This is a genomic window from Pseudomonas sp. NPDC098747, from assembly GCF_044760045.1.
GTDB lineage: Bacteria > Pseudomonadota > Gammaproteobacteria > Pseudomonadales > Pseudomonadaceae > Aquipseudomonas.
In genome coordinates this window covers 89,360-111,064 of the sequence record NZ_JBIWAL010000011.1, presented here as the reverse complement: position 1 = coordinate 111,064, position 21,705 = coordinate 89,360, and the positions used below count along the sequence as shown (strand labels likewise).

The 21,705-nt window shown below is 57.4% G+C and carries 15 protein-coding genes and 2 pseudogenes; 10 read left to right on the top strand and 7 right to left on the bottom strand.

Annotated features, from left to right (window positions below):
* The first annotated feature begins 122 nt into the window (after positions 1–122).
* The gene (locus ACIQVE_RS09940; protein WP_402807362.1) at positions 123–818 is read left to right on the top strand and encodes a tRNA (adenine(22)-N(1))-methyltransferase; all 696 of its coding nucleotides are present in this window, start codon (positions 123–125) and stop codon (positions 816–818) included.
* A 140-nt stretch (positions 819–958) separates the two neighbouring features.
* Here the strand turns inward: ACIQVE_RS09940 and ACIQVE_RS09935 are convergent, their stop codons facing one another.
* The 6 genes and pseudogenes from ACIQVE_RS09935 to ACIQVE_RS09910 form a co-directional block, all read right to left on the bottom strand.
* Positions 959–1,354: a hypothetical protein gene (locus ACIQVE_RS09935; protein WP_402807360.1), complete on the bottom strand. Its 396-nt coding sequence runs from the start codon at positions 1,352–1,354 to the stop codon at positions 959–961.
* Positions 1,355–1,430: 76 nt separating this feature from the next.
* Positions 1,431–1,694 (bottom strand): PAAR domain-containing protein, encoded by a 264-nt coding sequence (locus ACIQVE_RS09930; RefSeq protein ID WP_402807358.1) that lies wholly within the window; start codon positions 1,692–1,694, stop codon positions 1,431–1,433.
* Between the two features lie 127 nt (positions 1,695–1,821).
* Positions 1,822–2,436: an Imm43 family immunity protein gene (locus tag ACIQVE_RS09925; protein WP_402807356.1), complete on the bottom strand. Its 615-nt coding sequence runs from the start codon at positions 2,434–2,436 to the stop codon at positions 1,822–1,824.
* 12 nt (positions 2,437–2,448) lie between these two features.
* On the bottom strand, positions 2,449–7,155 hold the full coding sequence (locus ACIQVE_RS09920) for an RHS repeat-associated core domain-containing protein (protein WP_402807353.1): 4,707 nt from the start codon (positions 7,153–7,155) through the stop codon (positions 2,449–2,451).
* Complete coding sequence (locus tag ACIQVE_RS09915) at positions 7,152–10,058, bottom strand: type VI secretion system tip protein VgrG (RefSeq protein ID WP_402807349.1); 2,907 nt, start codon at positions 10,056–10,058, stop codon at positions 7,152–7,154. The genes ACIQVE_RS09920 and ACIQVE_RS09915 overlap by 4 nt, the downstream gene beginning before the upstream one ends.
* Before the next feature lie 73 nt (positions 10,059–10,131).
* A pseudogene (locus ACIQVE_RS09910) lies at positions 10,132–10,254 on the bottom strand (type VI secretion system tube protein Hcp); the annotation flags it as partial.
* A gap of 486 nt (positions 10,255–10,740) precedes the next feature.
* Between ACIQVE_RS09910 and ACIQVE_RS09905 the strand changes: the two are divergent.
* The 3 genes from ACIQVE_RS09905 to ACIQVE_RS09895 all read left to right on the top strand — a co-directional run bounded on the left by ACIQVE_RS09905 (position 10,741) and on the right by ACIQVE_RS09895 (position 12,839).
* Entirely contained in the window at positions 10,741–10,956 is a 216-nt protein-coding gene (locus tag ACIQVE_RS09905) for a 4-oxalocrotonate tautomerase family protein (protein ID WP_402807346.1), read from the top strand.
* 136 nt (positions 10,957–11,092) lie between these two features.
* On the top strand, positions 11,093–11,803 hold the full coding sequence (locus ACIQVE_RS09900) for an SDR family NAD(P)-dependent oxidoreductase (RefSeq protein ID WP_402807343.1): 711 nt from the start codon (positions 11,093–11,095) through the stop codon (positions 11,801–11,803).
* Between the two features lie 112 nt (positions 11,804–11,915).
* A complete protein-coding gene (locus ACIQVE_RS09895) occupies positions 11,916–12,839 on the top strand; it encodes a LysR family transcriptional regulator (protein WP_402807341.1) in 924 nt (307 codons plus the stop codon).
* A 13-nt stretch (positions 12,840–12,852) separates the two neighbouring features.
* Here the strand turns inward: ACIQVE_RS09895 and ACIQVE_RS09890 are convergent, their stop codons facing one another.
* Complete coding sequence (locus ACIQVE_RS09890) at positions 12,853–13,437, bottom strand: TetR/AcrR family transcriptional regulator (protein WP_402807338.1); 585 nt, start codon at positions 13,435–13,437, stop codon at positions 12,853–12,855.
* A gap of 210 nt (positions 13,438–13,647) precedes the next feature.
* Between ACIQVE_RS09890 and ACIQVE_RS09885 the strand changes: the two genes are divergently transcribed.
* The 6 genes and pseudogenes from ACIQVE_RS09885 to ACIQVE_RS09860 all read left to right on the top strand — a co-directional run bounded on the left by ACIQVE_RS09885 (position 13,648) and on the right by ACIQVE_RS09860 (position 21,583).
* Complete coding sequence (locus tag ACIQVE_RS09885) at positions 13,648–14,325, top strand: type 1 glutamine amidotransferase domain-containing protein (RefSeq protein ID WP_402807337.1); 678 nt, start codon at positions 13,648–13,650, stop codon at positions 14,323–14,325.
* Positions 14,326–14,445: 120 nt separating this feature from the next.
* Positions 14,446–15,570: an alkene reductase gene (locus tag ACIQVE_RS09880; protein ID WP_402807334.1), complete on the top strand. Its 1,125-nt coding sequence runs from the start codon at positions 14,446–14,448 to the stop codon at positions 15,568–15,570.
* A 102-nt stretch (positions 15,571–15,672) separates the two neighbouring features.
* Complete coding sequence (locus ACIQVE_RS09875; protein ID WP_402807332.1) at positions 15,673–17,211, top strand: cryptochrome/photolyase family protein; 1,539 nt, start codon at positions 15,673–15,675, stop codon at positions 17,209–17,211.
* A 174-nt stretch (positions 17,212–17,385) separates the two neighbouring features.
* Positions 17,386–20,301 (top strand): PAS domain-containing protein, encoded by a 2,916-nt coding sequence (locus tag ACIQVE_RS09870; protein WP_402807470.1) that lies wholly within the window; start codon positions 17,386–17,388, stop codon positions 20,299–20,301.
* Positions 20,302–20,586: 285 nt separating this feature from the next.
* Positions 20,587–20,850: a hypothetical protein gene (locus ACIQVE_RS09865; protein WP_402807467.1), complete on the top strand. Its 264-nt coding sequence runs from the start codon at positions 20,587–20,589 to the stop codon at positions 20,848–20,850.
* Positions 20,847–21,583: pseudogene (locus ACIQVE_RS09860) on the top strand (Fic family protein). Before ACIQVE_RS09865 ends, ACIQVE_RS09860 begins: the two are co-directional and overlap by 4 nt.
* Positions 21,584–21,705 lie beyond the last annotated feature (122 nt).

Sequence of the window (21,705 nt, the reverse complement as noted above, 5' to 3'; positions counted from 1 at the left end):
ATCACAACGGGTCGCAACGTGGTCCTTGTCGCCGGGATTTGACAGGCAACGCATAGCTCGACAAAGTCGCACCCCTTTTGCGGCCATCTATGCCGCAGGTTAGTGTTGAACAGGGGTTGTCGTTGAACGAACACACATTGTCCATGCGCCTAGAGCGCGTAGCGGCGCACGTGCCCGCTGGCGCGCGGCTGGCCGATATCGGCTCGGATCACGGTTATCTGCCGGTGGCCCTGATGCGTCGTGGCGTGATTGCAGCGGCAGTGGCTGGCGAAGTGGCATTGACGCCGTTTCGCGCGGCTGAACGCACGGTACGCGAGAACGATCTTGAGCAGCAAATCACCGTGCGTCATGCCAACGGTCTGGCGGCAATCGAGCCTGGCGACGGGATCACCGCGATCAGCATTTGCGGCATGGGCGGTGAGACGATCCGCGACATTCTCGACAGCGGCAAAGCGCATCTGAGCGGCGCCGAACGCCTGATCCTGCAACCCAACGGCGGCGAACAACCCCTGCGCCAATGGCTGATGGACAACGGCTACCGCATCCTTTGCGAAGAACTGCTGCATGAGAACCGCTTCTACTACGAAATCATCGTCGCCGAGCGCGCAGAACCCGTCGTTTACACGGGTCCAGAGTTGTACTTCGGGCCACTGCAGATGCAGGCACGCAGCCCGGCGTTCCTGAGCAAGTGGCAACGCATCCATCGCGAGAAACAAAAGACCCTGAGCCAGTTCGCCCGAGCGCGGCAGACGTTGCCCGAGGCGAAGGTGCAAGAGATCGCGCAACAAGCACAATGGATCACTGATTTATTGGCTTGAATGGCACGCCTGAAAGGCCTGATCGGCAAGCCGTTGTTTTCCCCAAACGCGATTGTTGATGCTGCGCTGGACCGCTGAAATGAACAACGCTCGCGAATCAGCGAGCGTCGTTGCAATACGGATAATCAGATCGATCTGGATTACAGCCCGGCACGCTGCAATCCCTGACGCATGCCTTGATCCGCCTGTTCGCACCACTGCTGAAGATTCAGATTTGGTGGCAGGTTGTCTTTCAGACTCTCGTATTTACCACTCGCAAGCACTTGGCCCTTACGACCGTTGGCTTCGTTCTTGTCACCCGCGCTCTTGTCCTCTAACCCTGGAATACCTTCAACAAACGCCGCCATCTTATTGGCGTTTTCGGTGCTGTCAGCTTTCAGGAAGCCTTTGTCGACGCAATGCTTGATCAGGCCGGACATATTGCGTCCGGTGTCGTACATCTGTTTCAGCTGGGCGGCGTTCGGTACTTCTGCGTGGGCGACATTGAAGGTGCCGAAAGCGGCGGTGAGTGCGAGGATCAAAGCGGTGTTTTTCATGTTTATTCCTTTAAAAGATGAAACCGGATTGTTTGCTTGCAGTGTCTATCGGGCGAACTGACAGTTTGCCCCAGACTCAGTTGACGACCGCGCCTTTCGGGCCACTGGCAATCAACGCAGCTCCGCAGGCAGTTTTCATGCCGTCGAGCGCGATGGGCGTGCCATCGACCGTGTAGGTGCTGCTGCCTTCGATGATCGGAAAAATCCCTTTGCACAGCGGGCAACTGACTTTGTGGCCGAGCCCGGCAATGGGCTTGCCGTTGAGATCGGTCCGGGAGAAGGCTTCGAGCACTTTGCCACCGTGAGTGGTGGAATCGCCGAGACGAATGGCGTCTTTCATGTTGTCACTCCTTTGACTATCGGGTAGGCCGCTATTTTATTTGAACAAGCTTCTAAATTCGTCTAATTCCGGATAGGAAGTGAACCCAACATCTTTCACCGCTCCCGCTGTACATCCTGCGCGATCTTCAAATCGGTTTTACAGTCGACCAGATTATATTCTCTAAAGGCGTAAATTCTATTCCTTTAAGACCTGCTGCGCGCTCTTTGAAAGCGCCAGAACAAATCAGCGTATTACTGCCTGAGATTAACCCTTTGAACTTAAATAAATCTTTCTTGAAGGACTCAGGCAACATCAACTTCTTGAACCTGAAAATCAACCCATCCTCCTCAATGAAAGTCGAAGCAGGATCTGTATCCGAGCGCGCGTCCAGTTCTTTAAAAAGAACCGCATTATATTTCCTGGAGGAAATGGGCTGTCCACTTTTCGACACAACCTCAATTGCCACGCAATCTGCAACTTCGACATCAAGGCCTTTGCAAGCAGCCATGAAATCATCGCTGACTATATAAAAGCGCGCAACACTGCGAATATCGAAATCATAATGTTTGTCTTTCGATATCAGCACCATACCCTCTGGGTAGGGGGTATGAACCTTGTAATTAATCTTCTCCGCATACCAAGGGGAAAAACCAAATTCAACACCCTTTGTATTTGGGTAAAACTTATCAAATAGATCCGCATGCAACAAGCCAGCTGGACAGCCAGGCTCTTCCTTTTGGGAAAGTACGTAATATTCCATATCTACTCCTGCTTATCCAAGTCTGATTTGTCTCTTCCCTTTCCTCGACAGGCTCGCTCTTAACCGGGTTTGAATTGCTGAAATCTCCGTACGCGCCTGCGCTTCATCAATGACATCGGCCTCATATTTTTTCCGAACTTTCGTGACCATGTTGTCTACCATCGGGCTGTAAACCGTACCATGCGAACCACAATGATAGAAAACGCGCTTGGTTTTCTTCGCTTGGGCTGCACTGTCAGGCATCAATAGACCGTTTGCCTTTTTATCCCGATCATCTCCCATCCCAATATCTGCGAAAAAGCTTGCCTGCCGACCCCAGATTTCTTCGGGAATGAGGTGGTGAGCTTGCATCCTGTCAAATGGCTTGCCACGGAGCGCTCGATCAAGCTTCCTGCTGCAGAGACCATTCGGATCGACCCACTGGGTAGGACTGAGCGCATACAGGTAGAAGTTGATACCACCGGCGTAACCGATTGGATCGCGGGATATGAAGCGCCCGACCTCAGGATCATAGTACCGATGCCGGTTGTAATGAAGGCCGGTCTCATGATCGTGATACTGCCCCTGGAAGCGTATCGGGTTAGTCAGCCCTTGTTGATGGCCGCAAGAGGAGCGCTGTTCGATCGCACGACCCCATGCCTTGTACTGCGCGCTCCATACCACGCTCCCTTGCTCATCGGTGAGTTCTTGCGGTGTTCCGAGATGATCGCACTGATACCAGGCGATCAGGTCAAACGCTTGGGCAATGGGTGCGTGATTCCACAACGGATCCTCTTGCGGTGTGTAGATATCGTCATAGGTCGGTTGATCGACAAGACGAATCGGCTTGTGGCTCAACGCCTGTGCAACGGGTGTGAAAGTGCCGGGCTCAAACACATAGTGGACAGTTCGACCAGTGTCACCGTCCTGTTGAGCCGGGCTGCTTTCCCACGCCAGATTGTCACCGTCCCAACCAAACAGTGTGAAGCCACAACCATGCTCACGCTGTTTGCGCGCATGTTCGTTGCGGTTCCACAGCGACCCGGCTTCTGGACGCTGCTGATAGTGGGCGCTGGAATTTTTATACAGGCGGCGGCCGAGTGGATCGTAGGCATAATCCACGGCCAGACTGTCGTCTTCGAAATGCACCAGACGGTCGAACAGGTCCCATTGCATCTGGCAAGAACTGCCGTTGTGCCAACGCTTGACCAGATTTGCGCGTGCGTCGTACTCGTAGTGCGTACCCGCATACTCACGCAGCAGGTTGTCGAGGAGTTTGCTGCGTGACGAAGTCTGATCCAGAGGCCTGTTGACTTGCGAAGCCTTGTCATCCAGAAGATTGCCAGCCGGATCGAACGCAAAGGTTTCCACCCCAAGGCGCGATACAGCACTGATCAGTCGGCCGACAGGATCGTAGCGATAGGACAACGGCCCACGACGACTATCATTGATATCGATCAGTTGACCCGCAGCGTCGTATTTAAAGTCCCTTTTGAGCAGCACGGCTTTGTCATCAGTGCGCCCCAGCACCTGCTCCAGCAGACGTCCGGCAGGATCCCATTTCTGCGTTTGCAGCAAGAGATTACCTTGATGCCTGACGATTTCGCGATGTAGGTCATCACGCTCGTAACCGACCAGTTCGTGATCATCCAGGCGCACACCCAGCAAGTGCCCACTGCCGTAAGTGAGCCAACTGACGCGATGCCCGTCTGGGCGAACCGTGGCAATCCGCTGGTTAAGCGCATCGTACTCATGCTGCCAAACGGCAACCATCGGCTTTTCCAGCCCCAGATAATGTTGGTGCTCACGCAGTATGTTGCCCGCTGGGTCATGGAACCATTGCAGTCGGCTGTCCGTATTGCCAGCCATGATCAGGTTACCGTTGCCGTCGTAGGCGAAAGTTTCAGTTTGCTGCTGATCAGCCAGTGTTGCCTTGCGTTCGATGACACGGTTCATCGGATCGAAGCGAAGCTCAATGCAACGTTCTGCGTCGTAGATGCGGGCCAATCGTCCCGATTCAGGCTCATACTGATAGCGAGTGGAGCGACCATCGAAACCTGTTTCTTCGAGCAACCGCCCGATTGGGTCGTAGTTGAAGTGAGCGCGGCGTTCGTTTTCGTTTTCCAGCGCGATCAGACGACCGAGCTTGTCCCAGCGATAGCGAACGGTCTGATCGAGCGCATCGATCCGCTCGGCAATCAAACCGGCAGCGGTGTAACGCCAGGTAGTGCAACGATCCAGAGCATCAACGTGTGCCAGCAAACGCCCCTCAGCATCGCGTTCGAAACGTTCTTCGGTGTTGTCCGGGTGTTTGATCAACACCAGTTGGCCGGCCCTGTACTCGTATTCGGTACTGTGTCCGGCAGCGTCAGTAAAGCAGACCATTTGCGCGCGCTCGTTGTATTCCCAAGCGCTGGTTTTGCCAGAGCAATCGACGTACTCCACCAACTGCCCAGCGGGGTTGTAACCGAGCTTTTTTTCGTTACCGTTGGCATCTTTGACAGCGATTAACAGGCTCGCCGGGCTGTACGCGTATTCGGTCTTGTTGCCGAGCGGATCAACGCTTTCAACGAGATTGCCGCGATCGTCATAGACCTTCACCCATTGACCTCCCTCGGCATCGCTGATCTTTATCAGTTGGTCGAGATCGTCGTAGGCGTAGTGCACCACGGTGTCGTCGGCACGGATGTGCTCGAGAAGATTGCTCCGCTCATCATAGCTGTAGCGCTCTGAACGACCGTCGGCCCGGACGTGACGAATGACATTTTTCGCCTCGTCACGGAAGAACCAGTCGGATCGATCATCTGCATGGCGTATGCGATAGGTGTAACCGAGGCTGTCGTAGTAGTGCCAGGTTTCGTGGCCGAGCGCGTCCGTGACATACACCAGACGAATGTTTTCATCCCATTCAAGACGCGTATCGAAGCTGCCATCATCCGTCCACTCGCGTATGGCCCTGGCGTCGGGACCGTCACCTCGCCATTGCAAGTTCATTCCCCGGCCAGTGCGATCGGTGTAACGGGTGATCAGGTGATGCTGATACTGGTAATTCCAGGCGGCACCGTTTTCATCCTGCGCTTGAATGAGGTCGCCTTCGACATCGTAGGTGTAGGAGCAGAGCTGGCGCTGCGGCGCCCCGTCGCGAATCTCCCAAAGACCGGTCAAACGTCCTCGCTCGTCGATCATCGTACCGAGATGCATCTGGACGTTGCTCAGGTCTCCCTCATAAGTAATCAGGTCGGAGAGAACGGTTCGATCACCGTGACGATGCTCGTAATGCAGCATGAGTCCAGCGCCGCTGCGTAACTCGACACTAATGAGCAAAAATTGCTGGCCGCGACGCAGGTAGGTTTCCTTGCGTTCAAAACCCCGACAAAGCATCAACTTGTCGTCACTGAGCCGCACGACGGTGATGTTTTCAATGGCGTCGTAATGGAACTGATCGACTTTGGGCAACGGGTACTCATGACTGCGAGCATCAGCATCGTGGAAAAGCAAACCGTCTTCGACCAGGTCGAACCGAGTGGTGAAAGGTGTGATCCAGCGAGCACCTGACACGTCCTGATCATAAGCCTGCAGATCTGAACTGTAGGTACGAACCCACTCGATCGGAAATGGCCCGGCCAGCGTGAAATCCGTGTGTTCGATGCTCTCCGAGCCCATTGCAAAGCTGATGCTGTCGCAGGTACCCGGACAAGTACCATTCTTCTCGGCGTTAGGTTTTTTCTTCGCAGGCACTTCAGTCTTTCTGACTTCGGTGCGGCCTTCCCCCAGCCGATGCCTTGCCCGACTGGTACCGCCGACCTTGACGTGACCGGTCACTCCACGTCTGTTGCGTGCCCTCCACGCCTCGACTGCCTTGGCCAATATGATCAGCAGCGCGCCGATGGAGTATTGCATGTTCGGATTACTAAGCTTTTTCAGCTGAGCCCGCAGCTCAGGGCCCATAGCGACCAGTTGCGCCGTCTGCCGATGCACAAGTTTCTGCGCATCTTTTCGCACGAGAAGTTTCGCAGCACTGTTGATCGCACCCTTACCGGCAGCCTTGTAGACATCGCAGGCGGCATCAAAAATGTTGCTGATTGCCTTGGTAGGATCGTGGAGCAGTTGCCCGCCAACACCACTTACTTTTTTCTGTGCTTTGCCAAGGTCTTCTGCCGCATCGAGATCGCCATCGACCACCGCGTTCAGGCCCTTGGCGATTTGCTTCAGGAACTCTTCGCCTTTCTGTCCGGCCTTATCAAGCAAGTCCGGCAACGCAGACTGTGCGGTTTTCACGAAGTCATCGATTTCGCCAACGATGGTCGCGTTCAGGTGCCCGGCAACCACGGTGATCAAAGCGTCTCCCAGCACAGCTTTGCCGGCGACCTTCATTTCCTGCCTTACCAGGTAAAGCATTGGGCGCAAGCTCATGCGTGCGGCGGCCATGTTTGCCGGAACCGGGATAACGCCGATCAGATCGACGCCCAGACTGACCCAGTCAAGGGGGTCGCGTTTCTCGCTTCTGGACAGAACCGCAATGTCATTCAGGACATCGACCAGGGCCATGATATTGCCCACGATCGGTAACGCCCCGGCGACATATTTGATTCGCTCGAGCGTCACGTAACCGCCGCTGACCTCTTGCAGCCATGCGTCGAATTTCGCCGCATCGCGCCCGACATCCACGACCTGGATCTGATTTAGCGGTACCACCGCGACCTGCGTTTCGCGTTTTGCAACAGCTGCTTCAGTCGTCATGACAGCATCCCTCCCTTCAACAGGCCTGGACTTCTCAAGAAAGGTTCATGCAGCGTCGGCGCTGGCAGGCTCGGCAATTTGCCCGTCTTGCTCGCCATAGCCAGGAGACTTGATGCGTTCGGCATCGCCGCGCTCGCCAGTTTCGGCAATCCGGCCACTCCTCCCTGCACTGCGCCTTTTACCTGCTGCGCCGTTTGCATTGCGCCCTGCGCGGTCTGCATCGCACTCATCCCTGTTTGTGCCATGTCCTTGCCCTTCTCCAACATGTCCCAACTCTTGCTCGGCAAGACCTGCGCGACCATCGCTTGCACCTGCCCCGGCACGTCTTCCGCGCCCGGTGGATTCAGCGGCCATTCGGGTTTGCCGATATAACTGCCATCGCTCCAGGTGTCCGCCGGATCCTTGCCGAACAGCACGCGCGCTGGCCCCGGTGCGGCGCCAGAGACGCTGGCGAAACCCTTGGCGTCGAGCTTGCCCTTGATGCTTTTGCCCAAGGCGTCGATGACTTCGTAATCGCCTTCCTTGATGCCTTGGCGCCCGGCGTACTGGTTGAACAGTTCCAGATTGCCCTTTCCCGGTTTCGGCGGTTCCGGGAACACCCCGGCCAGACTTTTCGCCCCGGTGTAGGCGAAGTTCGCCGCATGCGCCGTGTACGGGCCGCTGGTGGCGTGGGTGATGCCGCCGGCGTTGTAGGTCGTGGCGCTGCCACCGCCCTGGATCACCAGTTCGGTCTTGGCGGTGATGGTGATGCGGTCGGCATTGGCGGTGATGTTGAGTTTGGCCAGCAAATTGATGCTGTCCTTGAGCGCCCGCACGTCGATGTCACCGGACGCCGCCACCAGACGCCAGCCCATGCTTTGGACGAACAGGCGCATGCCGCGACTGGCGCTGGCCAGCAGGCGTTTGCCGATGGAGAGACTGGTGTGGCCGGTGCTGCTCAATGCCAAGTGTTCGCCAGTGGCGATGTGGCTGGAGCGTGGCGTCGTTAACGCAATGCCGGCGGGACTGGCGAGCACCAGATGCGGCTCAGTGAATTCCGGAAACTCGTTGGCGGTCATGTTCGCCGGGCCACTGCCGAGCACGCCTTGATGCTGTGCGTGCAAGGCCTTGGCCACGTCGTCCTGATCGCCCGCTTCCTGCGCTTGCAATTCCTTGGCCTGCACCGCGAAGCCGTCCTGCTGATCGCTCGCGGTGGCGAGGCGTTCGGCGGTTTCCGGCAGGTCCTTGTGATGTTTCGATTCGTTCGGACGTGGCTCGGTGGTGATCAACAAGCCGGCGGCCGCACGCACCGCACCATGGCGGTCGGTGCGCAATTCAAAACCTTCGCCACGCGGCTGACCACCGCTCGGGCGTGGATGGGTCAGATAACCGAGGTTGATCGCACTCGCACCGTGGTCACTGCGCAGCGCGATGCTGATCTCGCTGGTGGTGTCGTCGATCCTCAGTTCGTTGGCCCGGCTGCCCTTGTATTCCTTGCTCTTGACCGTGGCCAGGGTCTTGAAATCCGGCAGCTTGTACGGCGGCAGATTAGCGCCGTGGTACAGGCAACCGGTGATCAGCGGCTGGTCGGGATCGCCTTCAAGGAAGGTAATCAAGACTTCCATGCCGACTCGCGGAATATTGATCGAACCGAAGGTTTCGGCGGCCCAGCTCGACGCGACGCGCATCCAGCAACTGGTCATGTCGTCGTGCTTGCCTTCGCGGTCCCAGAAGAACTGCACCTTCACCCGACCGTACTGGTCGCAGTAGATCTCTTCGCCCTCGGGGCCGCAGACCACGGCACTCTGGGTGCCGAGGACTTTCGGTTTCGGGTGATCGAGCGGCGGACGGTATGGCACGTCCCACGGGATCGCGCTGAAGCGGTTGCGGTAGCCTTGGTGAAAATCGTCCTTGTCGTCGGTGGTGTCGCTGGTCACCGACTCTTCCAGCACTTGCGGCTGCTTGCCTTCGTGGAAGATTTCAGTGAGCAGCCACAAGTCGTTCCACGTCGGGTTGGCGTGTTCGGTCAGGGTGAGAAAATGTCCGCTGACCAGAATCGGCTGATCGCTGTTGCCTTCGGCGAGTCGATAGTCGCTGCGATGACGTTCAAGTGCCCGATTGGCCAGGTGCTTGCCACGGTCGCGATCCACGAAACGGCCCGGGTAGTCGTAGTCCTCAAGATCCGGTTGGGCGCTGCTTTTGGCATCGCTTTCCAGCTCGATCTTCGGTTTGACGAAGTCGTAATCGCGCCGTGTGGTACGGCTGGTGCGAGTGGCCAGACGCAGGCCGAAGCGCTTCACCACCGGTTTGTCCGCGACCAGCCCGGAGTCTTGCTGATAGGCCACGGGCGCCAGTTTGGGGAACACCGTCTGGTCATCACCGAAGGTGAGTTTGTGGCCGCTGGCGGTGTGCTGAAAGTGGTAGTGAATCCCCTCCTCCTCGCACAGACGCTGGATGAAGTCGAGATCCGACTCGTCGTACTGCACGCAGTAGATGCGCTCGGGGTAAATCGCGCTGAGTTGGAAGTGATAATCGCTGGCGAGGATGCCGTGTTCTTCCAACACCTTGCTGATGATCTGCTGCACGGTCATCTGCTGGAAGATCCGCTGATTGACCCGGTGCGCGAGGTACGCCAGTTGCGGGCGCAGGGAGATCTTGTAGCGCGTCAGACGCTTGCCGGCCTCGCCCTGGGCGATGCTGTAGACCAGCCCGTGAATGCCGGTACCGGTCGGCGACAGCTGAAGAAACGCCAGTTTATGCAGCACGCTTTCGAGGTTGATCGAAGCCTTTTCGCTGACCAGTTCCAGTTCGAACTCGAAGGGTGTGTTGAGTGCCTCCCGACCAGTGAATGACAGCACCTGGAAATCGCTGTCGATGCCATCGATGGTCAGATTGAAATGAGGCTGGTTGGCCGGTGAGAACATCCCTTGTTCCTCGCACAGTGCTGCGTCGAACGCCAGTCAATCAGATTGGCGCCTGTAAGAATTCTTTATGTCAAAGCATGAAGTGGTCTTCGTGGCCTTTCTGGTAGGCGTTGCAAACAGAGTCGGCAATGAATCCGCCTGCAGTGATCAGGCCTTGTTTTTCACCGGTAACCGACATGTACGCTCGTGTTGCCATGGGGATGTGCTCCTTGCTTGAAACACACGACCGACAAGCACCATTGCCTGTTTGGGTGACGATTTAATATCAAACTTCGTGCCAGACATCACAAAGCCATTACTGATCAATGCTTTAAACAAGTTCCCCCTCCGCCATCGTCATTTCAACCAACTTAAACAAGGAAAAGTGCGCAACTTCTTGCGCAGTGGTGCGCAAGAAGTTGCGCACTTGGCTGTAGGCCTTACAGGGCGTGGCATTCAGAGCATTTCACGGATAAAAACACAGAAGCACTGCGCAACTTCTTGCGCACTTCGATAATGCCAAGTTTGCGCAGCACGGCGAGCAATGCCGAGATAAATCACGCAGGATTCGACCCGCTCGATTTGATACACCACATCACAAATGATGTACCTCATGGCGTATTTATCAATCGCGCGCAACTTCTTAAAGTTCACTCCAACAGCAGCCCATCATCCCGACAGGCTGGCTAATGGAGTTACTCCAATGCCTTTCATCAGCGTACGCATCACCCGTGACGGTGTTACTCGGGAGCAGAAAGCTCAGGTGATCAAGGAAATCACCGAGACGATGGAGCGGGTACTCAACAAGGACCCAAAACTCACGCACATCGTGATCGAAGAAGTCGACACGGATAACTGGGGTTACGCCGGCATGACGACCACGCAGTACCGGCAACAGTTAGCAGACGAGAAGTCATGAGCCGTACGGGCGCCTTGTTTTTTCAACGCGTTTAATGCGCCAGCAAGCGCAACGGCAGGCGGCGCGAGAGGCTTCTCACGCCTGATATTTGAAGATTTTTCTACTCAATCACTATCGAATCAATGAGGAATTCATCATGAGCACGTCCAATAGAGTTGTAGTAATCACTGGCGCCTCGCAAGGCATTGGCGCTGGCCTGGTCAAGGGTTTTCGTGATCGCGGGTATCAGGTTGTCGCGACGTCCCGCTCCGTCAAACCATCGTCAGACCCGGATATTCTCACCGTCGCTGGCGACATCGCTGATCCGCAAACCGCCGAGCGGGTTATCCGTGAAGCCGTTGCACGTTTTGGTCGCATCGACACCCTGGTCAACAACGCGGGCATCTTTGTCGCCAAGCCGTTCACCGAATACAGCAAAGAAGATTACGCCCAGGTCGTGGCCACCAACATGAGCGGCTTCTTCTACATCACCCAACTGGCCATTGCAGAGATGGAAAAAAACCGTAGCGGCCACGTCGTCAGCGTCACCACCAGCCTGGTCGACCATGCGATTGACGGCGTGCCTTCGGTGCTCGCTTCGCTGACCAAGGGCGGCATCAACGCGGCAACCAAATCGCTGGCCATCGAGTACGCCAAGCGTGGCATTCGGGTCAACGCGGTTTCTCCGGGCATCATCAAGACGCCAATGCACGGTGTGGAAACCCACGAAGCGCTCGGCAGCCTCCACCCGGTTGGCCATATGGGCGAGATTGATGACATCGTTCAAGCGATCCTCTATCTGGACAGTGCGAACTTCGTCACGGGCGAGATCCTCCACGTCGACGGTGGCCAGAGCGCAGGGCATTGATCCAGTCGTTGTCCTTGCGACAAAAAACGGCACCGTCGGTCTATACCGGCAGTGCCGTTTGATGTGTTAAATACCGGGAGGAAATGTCCGTTGAGCCTCGGTGTAATCGATTATGAAGCGCCACTTTGAAGACTTGCAGTTGGGCAGTATCGAACTCTTTTGCCTCGCCGCCGAAGCGGGCAGCTTCACCGCAGCCGCGCAGCTCGCCGGGGTGACACCGGCAGCGGTGAGCCGGTCGATTCTGCGCCTTGAGCAACGGCTCGGTGCTCGGCTCTTTACGCGAACCACGCGCAGCATTCGATTGACCGAGGCGGGCAGAAACTTTTTCGTCCAGTGCAGCCAGGCGCTGACCCAGTTGGTTGAAGCGCAACAAGAGGTCATGGGCGCACAGACCAGTGCTGCGGGACGATTGCGCATCAGTCTGCCCACCACTTACGGGCATCACCGCATCCTGCCGCTGCTGCCAAAATTTCGCGCGCTGTACCCCGAGGTCACCGTCGATATCCACTTGGGTAATCGCAATATCGACTTCGTTGCAGAGGGCTACGATTTGGCGATCCGCGTCCGCGCCCAACCGGACTCGACGATGATTGCGCGCCTGCTGGAGGAGGCAAAACTGGTGGTGGTCGCCTCGCCCGAGTACCTGCGCAAGGCAGGTACGCCGCAAACTCTGGAAGATCTGGCAGAACACGAATGCATCCAGTTCGAACTGCCCAGCAGCGGGCGGCAGATTACATGGCTGTTTCAGGAAAACGGCAGCGATCGCGAGATTGTTTCGCACGGGGGTTATTGCTGCTCTGACGATGTGCTTGGCGGGGTAACGCTGGCCAAGCATGGGGCCGGCGTGTTCCAGACCTACAAATTCATTGTCGAACAGGAGTTGGCGGACGGCCGTCTCGTCGAGATCCTGAAGCCCTATAAAGGTCGCTCCAGGCCATACACCTTGCTATACCCGCACGGCCGTTACGTGCCCCAGCATGTGCGGGCCTTCGTTGATTTTCTGCTGCAGTTTCGCGATGAGTGGGCGGCGCTTTAGCCAACCACAGAACTCAAACGCCCAGCAGTCGCTGAGTGGTCGCCATCGACGTGTTCAACGACTGCCCCGTGCGCTGCAACTTATTCAGCAGGCTGGCGCCCAACCACATCTGATACAGGGTTTCCGCCAACCGCCGGGCATCGCCTGCGGGAAGGCTGTTTTCAGCCTGGCCCTGCTCGATGCACAGGGTGATGCGCGACACCACGTGTTCGGCGCCATCACGCAAGGTCAGGCGCATCGACTCGGACAGGTCGGCGACCTCGGCACTGAGTTTCACTACCAGGCACTCATCGCCATGGCCTTCGAGGGTGCAGCGGTTCTGCCAGCCCTGCCAGTAATCCATCAACCGCTCATAGGCCGTGAGGCCCGGCAGCGTCAGACGCCGCTCCATGTCGGCGAGGTAACCGACAAAGTAATCCTCGAGCAAGGCCTGGCCGTAAAGCTCTTTGGATTTGAAGTAGTGATAGAACGAGCCCTTGGGCACGCCAGCGGTTTGCAGGATTTCGTTAAGGCCGACACTGGTGAAGCCCTTCTCGGCCATCATCCGGTGGCCGGTATCGAGCAAGTGTTGGCGGGTGTCGTCGTAGGTCGGTTTCATGGGGCGCAAAGTACCAGACAATAGACCAGTCGTATATTTCAGAGGAACGGAAGTTTGCCATACCTGTCACTGGAAAACCTGCGTAGAAAAAATTACTAGACGACTGGTCTAATTGGAATCTATGCTGCGCTCCGACAACTCATCTCCCGGTGTCGCCGTTACGCAAATCCGTTGCGCAGCGACGTCACCTGATCAACCCAAGGGTGCTCCATGAAAATCTTGATGGTTCTGACATCGCACGATCAACTTGGCGACACCGGCAAGAAAACCGGCTTCTGGCTGGAAGAGTTCGCTGCTCCTTACTACGCCTTCAAGGACGCCGGTGCCGACGTCACGCTGGTGTCCCCGGCCGGTGGCCAGCCACCTCTGGATCCGAAAAGCGATGAGCCAGACGCACAAACTGCCGAGACCGATCGCTTTCGCAATGACCCGGCCGCCCAACAGGCACTGGCCAACACCGGGCGTTTGGCGGATGTTCGCGCTGATGATTTCGATGCGGTGTTCTACCCAGGTGGCCACGGTCCATTGTGGGATCTGGCCGAAGACAAGCAGTCGATCGCTTTGATCGAAGCCTTCGACCGCAGCAACAAACCGCATGGGTTTGTTTGCCATGCGCCGGGCGTGCTGCGTCACGTTGTGAATGCTGAAGGCAAGCCGTTGATCCAGCATCGCCAGGTCACCGGTTTCACTAATTCCGAAGAGGCTGCGGTTGGTCTGACCGATGTCGTGCCGTTCCTGATCGAAGACGAGTTCCAGCGTCTTGGCGGTTATTACTCCAAGGTCGCCGACTGGCAAGTGCATGTGGTGGCCGACGGGCAATTGGTCACTGGCCAGAACCCTGCCAGTTCCGCAGCGGTCGCCGAGAAACTGCTGAAGATGCTCGGCTGATTGCTCGCGCCAAGCCCCTCGCGGGAAAGTCCCTCCGAACGCCGTGCGCGTATCACACGGCGTTTTTTTACGCTCAGTCAATAGTCGACTGGTCTAATAAAACAGCCAAACAGGTAATCCATGAACCACAGCAGTTTCTTCACCCCCGCCAAACTGGGCCTGCACACCCTGAAAAACCGCATCGTCCTGCCGCCTCTCACCCGCCAGCGCAGTACCCAACCGGGCAACATCGCCAATGAATTGATGGCCGAGTATTACCAGCAGCGCGCCGGCGCTGGTTTGCTGGTGACCGAAGGCACGCAGATCGAGCCTCGGGGCCAGGGTTATGCCTGGACGCCGGGCATTCACACGCCCGAGCAAATTGCCGGATGGCGCAAAGTCACCGACGCCGTGCATGCCGTCGACGGCGTGATTTTCGCCCAGCTCTGGCACGTCGGCCGCGTGTCGCACAGCGCGTTGCAACCTGGTGGCGCGGCGCCGGTGTCGGCTTCTGCTGTGGCTACTGATCGCGTCAGCGTATTTATCGAAACCGCGCCAGGCACAGGTGAACTGGTGCCGCCGTCCGCACCGCGCGCGCTGAGCACTGATGAAGTTCAAGAGTTGGTCCAGCTCTATATCCAGGCGGCACGCAACGCGATGGACGCGGGTTTCGACGGCATCGAACTGCACTGCGCCAACGGCTATCTGGTCAACCAGTTCATCTCCGCCCACAGCAATCTGCGCACCGATCAATACGGCGGTTCGCTGCACAATCGTCTGCGTTTTCTGCGCGAAGTGGTGGCGGGCGTCGCCGAGTGCATTGGCAAGGAGAAGGTCGGCGTACGTTTCGCACCGCTTTTCACCACCACCGATGAGGCGCGCACGTACCTGGGCCTGGTCGAAGAAGATCCACACACCACTTATATAGAAGCGATCAAGGTGCTGGAGGACGTCGGCATTGCTTACCTATCCATCGCAGAAGCCGATTGGGACGACGCACCTGCGATGCCGCAAACCTTCCGCCAAGCGGTGCGCGACACCTTCAGCGGCGCGTTCATCTACGCCGGGCGCTATAACGCCGAATCGGGTGCGAAGTTGCTCGACTCCGGTCTTGCCGACTTTGTCGCTTTCGGTCGACCGTTCATGGCCAACCCGGATCTGCCCGCGCGAATCGCCAACGGCTGGCCGCTGAATGCGCTAAACCCGGCCACGGTGTATGGCGGCAATGGTGAGGGTTATATCGATTACCCGGTGTATCCAGGATAAGTAGAAAAAACCTATACAAAATCTAAATTACGTACAACTATCTGAACAAGGATTCCCAAACCACTGGCTACCCCTATTGCCTCTCATCTGGCTGATCGCGTTTTGAATACTGCTAACCGCCTGTGTCTGGTCCTCGGTGACCAGTTATCTTTCGATCTCGCCTCGTTGCAGGGGCTTGATCGCGAACGCGATACCGTCCTGCTGGTTGAGGTGATGGAGGAAGCCAGCCATGTTCCTCATCACCCACAAAAAATCGTCCTGGTGTTCAGCGCCATGCGTCATTTTGCTCAGGCGTTGCGGGATCAAGGCTTTCGGGTGCAGTACGTCAGGCTCGACGATCCGCAGAACACCGGCGCTGTGCCGAGTGAGTTGCAGCGCTGGCAAGCGCTTCTACAGCCGAACGAACTGCACCTGACCGAATGCGGCGACTGGCGTCTGGAGCATTCGCTTAAGGGTTGTGGCTTGCCGATCCATTGGCACAGTGACAGCCGTTTTCTTTGCACTCGCACCGAGTTCGCCGATTGGGCTGCCGGTAAAAAACAGCTGCGCATGGAGTTCTTCTACCGCGAGATGCGTCGCAAGAGCAGGCTGTTGCTCAATGGCGACGGTACTCCGGTGGGTGGCGCGTGGAATTTCGATGCCGACAACCGCAAGTCGCTGCCCAAAGGCGTGAAGGCGCCCTACCCGCTCAACTTCAGCGCAGACACCATCACCCGGGAAGTACTCGCCTTGGTGCGCGATCGCTTCGCCAATCACTACGGTTCTCTGGATGACTTCAACTACCCGGTGACTCACGCTGACGCCCAGGCGCTGTGGCAATACTTTCTGGATTTCGGCTTGGCCGGTTTTGGCGATTATCAGGACGCCATGGCCAGCGACGAGCCGTTCCTGTTCCATGCACGCATCAGTGCTGCGCTCAACATTGGTTTGCTCGACCTGCGGCAGTTGTGCAGCGACGTCGAGTCAGCCTACTGGGCGGGCGGCGTTGCCCTGAATGCCGCCGAAGGCTTCATTCGGCAACTGATCGGCTGGCGTGAATACGTGCGTGGGGTTTATTGGCTGAAAATGCCCGACTACGCCGAGGGCAATGCATTCGGTAACAGCAGGCCATTGCCGGAGTTCTACTGGACCGGTGAAACGCAGATGAACTGCATGCGCCAGGCCATTGGTCAAAGCCTCAAACACGCCTATGCCCACCACATCCAGCGGCTCATGGTCACCGGCAATTTCGCCTTGCTGGCCGGCATCGCGCCGAGCGAGATCTGCGAATGGTATCTAGCTATCTACATGGACGCGTTCGACTGGGTCGAGTTGCCCAACACCTTGGGCATGGTCATGCACGCCGATGGCGGTTACCTGGGTTCCAAGCCTTACTGCGCCAGCGGCCAGTACATCAAGCGAATGTCCGATTACTGTCGCGATTGCGCCTACAAGGTGAGCGAAAGCACCACAGACGACGCCTGCCCGTTCAACGCGCTGTACTGGCATTTTCTGATGCGCCACGGCAATCTGCTGCGCAGCAATCACCGCATGGGCATGCTCTACAAAAACCTCGACCGCATGCCGCAAGACAAACAGCAGGCCCTTTGGCAACGCGGGCAATCGCTACTCGACAAGCTGGATAACGGGCAGTCGTTGTAGATCAGCAAGCGCCACCCTTTACGCCTGCAACTTATGCATGGCGCGCCGTGTCAATGGGTGACCCGTAGTGTTTGTTTGCAGCACGTTGAACGCGTTCAGATCACAACAATCAATCAGGCGTGAGTGGTGAAAATCCTGAAACATCTTACCCGCGAGGCGCTTGAGTCAGAGGTTGTGCGTCTGCGCCAGGCGCTGGAAACTGGCCCAGGACAAACACCCGCCAGCGGCGCCCAGCACGATATCGCCGCGCAACTGGTCGCCAGCCGAGCGGCGCTCGCCGCCAATGAAGCGCGCCAACGGGCGATCCTCGAGTGCGCGATCGATTTCGCCATGGTCGCCACCGACCCGCGGGGCATTATTACCGAATGGAACGCCGGCGCCGTCAATGTCATGGGCTGGACGGCCGAGGAAATGCTCGGCCAAAGCGCTGCGCTATTTTTCACTCCAGCCGATCGCGCCACTGGCCGTGTTGAACTGGAAATGCAGCGCGCTCTGCTTGAAGGGCGCGCCTGCGACGAACGCTGGCACCTGCGCAAGGGCGGTCAGATGTTCTGGGCATCGGGCGAACTGATGCCGCTCTATGCTGACGATCAATCTCATTTGGGTTTCGTGAAAATCCTCCGTGACCGCACCCAGGAGCATCTCGCCGGCCGTGCGCTCTTCGAATCGCAAGAACGTTATCGCCTAGCGCTCAAGGCGACCCGCGATGCGGTCTGGGACTGGGATCTTCAGACCCGACAGATTGTCTGGAACGACGCGTTACAGCAGGCTTATGGATTCCCGTCCGCAGCCATCGAGCCAACGAGCGACTGGCGCCTTGCCCAGATCCACCCGCAGGATCGTGAGCGCGTCGAGACCTCGATTCGCTCGGCCATCGACGGCAGCGGATCGACCTGGAGCGCCGAATATCGCTTCCGCTGTCAGGACGGTTCCTACGCCGAAGTGCTCGATCGCGGACACTTGATCCGCAATGCCGACGGCCACGCCGAACGCATGATCGGCGCGATGCTCGATCTGACCCGCTCGCGCAGTGCCGAAACTGCGCTGCGCCTGAGCGAGGAGCGCTTCAGCACCATTCTGGAAACCATCGAAGCTGCATTCGCCATCGTCAACGTCAAATTCGACGCCGATGACCGCCCGGTGGATTACTTCTTCGTCGACGCCAACCCAGCATTCGAACGTCAATGCGGGGTTAATCTGCGCGGTAAATGGGTGACCGAGTTCGCACCCAATCTGGAAAAGTTCTGGTTCGAGACCTACGGGCACGTGGCCAAAACGGGCGAGCCGGCGAACTTCGAGAGTTACGCCAACACCTTTGAACGCTGGTTCGATGTGCGTGCCGTACAAGTCGGCAACCCGGCCGACCGGCAAATCGCGATCCTCTTCAATGACGTCACTGAACGGCGAGACGCCGAAGAGCGCCTGCGCGTCAGCGAAGCACTCGCGCGGGAAAACGTCGAGCGTGTACAACTCGCCCTCGCCGCTGGCGCCATTATCGGCACCTGGCACTGGGACCTGCCGACCGACAGCTTTACCGTGGATGAAGCGTTCGCCAAGGTGTTCAACCTCGACCCCGCTTTGGGCCGCGAAGGCCTGAGCCTGGAACAAGTGGTGATGACCGTTCACCCCGACGACCGGGACGGACTCATCGCTGCGATCAACGAAGCGATTGCTCGCGGCGGCGCCTATTCCCATCAGTACCGCGTGCGCGACGCCGATGGAAAATACAACTGGCTCGAAGCCAACGGACGCGTCGAGTGTGCCGACGACGGCACTGCGCTGCGTTTCCCCGGCGTGCTCATCGATGTAGAAGAGCGGCGCAGTGTCGAGGCCGAGCGCGACCGGGCCAACGCGGCATTGCGCGCGCTCAACGACACTCTGGAACAACGCGTAACGGCACGCACTGCCGATCTCATGCAAGCCGAGGAAAAACTGCGCCAATCGCAGAAAATGGAAGCCGTCGGCCAACTGACCGGCGGCCTGGCCCATGACTTCAACAACCTGCTGGCCGGCATTTCCGCCGCCCTGGAACTGATGGAAAAACGCATCGCTCAGGGCCGTATCAAGGACGTCGACAAGTATCTGGTGACCGCCCAAGGCGCGACCAAACGTGCGGCGGCGCTAACCCATCGACTGCTGGCGTTTTCCCGACGCCAGACCCTCGATCCACGGCCAACGGATGTCAATACGCTGATTGTCGGCATGACCGAGTTGATTCAGCGCACTGTCGGCCCGAGCATTCATTTGAAGACCTTGGTGGCACCCGATCTGTGGCCGGCGCTGGTCGATGCCAGCCAACTGGAAAACGCCCTGCTGAACCTGTGCATCAACGCCCGCGATGCCATGCCCGATGGCGGAAGCATCACGGTGGAAACCGCCAATCGCTCCATGGCAGTCGAGTCGGCCCGCACACTGGAGATTCCCGAAGGCGAATACCTTTGCCTCTGCGTCACGGACACCGGCACCGGCATGAGCGCAGAAGTCATCGCCAAGGCCTTCGACCCGTTTTTCACCACCAAGCCGCTCGGCCAGGGCACAGGCCTTGGGCTGTCGATGATCTACGGCTTCACCAAACAATCCGGTGGTCAGGTGCGCGTGCATTCACACGTCGGCCAAGGCACGACGATGTGCATCTACCTGCCACGCTATCGCGGTGAGGCAAAACAGCATCACGACGCCACTCGCAGTACGACAACACCGCTGGTCAAAGCAGGCGAAACCATCCTCATTGTCGACGACGAACCGACCGTGCGGATGCTGCTCAAAGACGTGCTCAGCGAACTCGGCTATACCGTGCTGGATGCAGCCGACAGCGTCGAAGGCCTGGAAACGCTGCGCTCCGACGCGCAAATCGACCTACTCATTACCGATGTCGGCTTGCCAGGCGGCATGAACGGCCGACAGATGGCCGATGCCGGCCGGGAAATCCGCCCGAAACTCAAGACCCTGTTCATCACCGGCTACGCCGAAAACGCCGTCATCGGCAACGCTCAACTCGGCCCGGGCATGCAAGTGCTGACCAAGCCTTTTGCGGTCGACACCCTGGTTTCGCGGGTGAGTAATTTGCTGTCGGAAGGGACAGGGCTTTGATCCCCTAAACCGTCCCGTGTGGAGCTGCGGCACGCTGCGATCTTTTGATCTTGTTTTCAAACATCAAAATCAAAAGATCGCAGCCTCGTTTCACTCGAATGCTCCTACAGGATGTTGAGCGGTCCGAAGATCTGTGAGCAACGTTCAAACCTGTGGGAGCGAGCTTGCTCGCGAAGGGGTCGTGTTAGCCTAAAGAGATGTTGAATGACACAGCGCCTTCGCATGCTGCACGCTTACAGAAAAAGCCGCATGCTATGCTTCGAAGGAGAAAACGAGGGTTTCCAAATGACCAGATCCGCCACTGACAGCGTTGCGGCCGAAGTTCGCCAGCTCGCCAAAGAACACAAGATTACCGCCGACCGAGACAGCCTGAGTCGTATGGCAGTTACGATCACACGCTTGGCGGGTGATGTCGTGGAACTGGACGGCGTTGAGCAATTGCTCGTCAATCTCAAAAGAAAAGGTGTTTTGAGCAAAACAGAGATCATGGCCCTGCAAGGACGCTACCTGCAGGAAAAAAGGCGTTGCAAAAAGCAACTCAGCGCATGACCTTCGACCCCTTCGGCGATTTCGATACAGAAGGTTATCTTCAAAACTCGCTCAAACTCAAAGACCCCATCGAAGTAAAGGAGTCTGAGCACCTCTCCTTCGAAGCCAGTATCGACGACGCTCTTGCCTATCTCGCCAAGAAAAAGCCCATCGACTACACAGCAGTCCTCAAAGTCCACGAAATCCTTTTCTCCGGTTTTTACCCTTGGGCGGGGAAAGACAGGAATGAACTGGTGCCCCACTTGGCAGTTTTCAAGGGATCGCAAGACGATCCTCATCACACGGCATTTGAGCGCCCCGACCTCATCAAAAGGGCTATCGAATACGCCCTTGAGCTAGCAGCCAACAAAAAACGCTTCCGCACCGGCCTGGCGAGGTAATGGGCCAACTGGCCTCTGCTCACCCTTTTCTGGATGGCAATGGCCGTACGATCCTGCTCGTTTACATGGAGCTGTGCTTTAGGACCAAGTTCGCCATCGACTGGTCAAAAACAAGCAAGGATGACTACTTGCGGGCGCTCAGCGAAGAGATTCGAGATCCTTTCCAAGGCCATCTGGATGATTACCTGGCACCCTTAATCATCGAGATTTCCAGCCGAGAGGAATGGCCGCAAATGATTGGCGGGTTAACGGGGCTGGATGGTCTGGATAAGGAAGGCATTACGTACCAGAGTCTGGATGATCCTGAGGTTCAGCGGCTGTACAAGACGTACCGGGCAATGCCTCTCGAATGATGGCTATCTTGCAATTCTGATTTCATACGGTAGAAGAAACAAAAACCTGCTTTTCAGGGCAGGCTGTCGATTAACAACGTCGGCTCAGCGGCTGAGCAGTCAGAGTTTTAGACAGAGGAGAA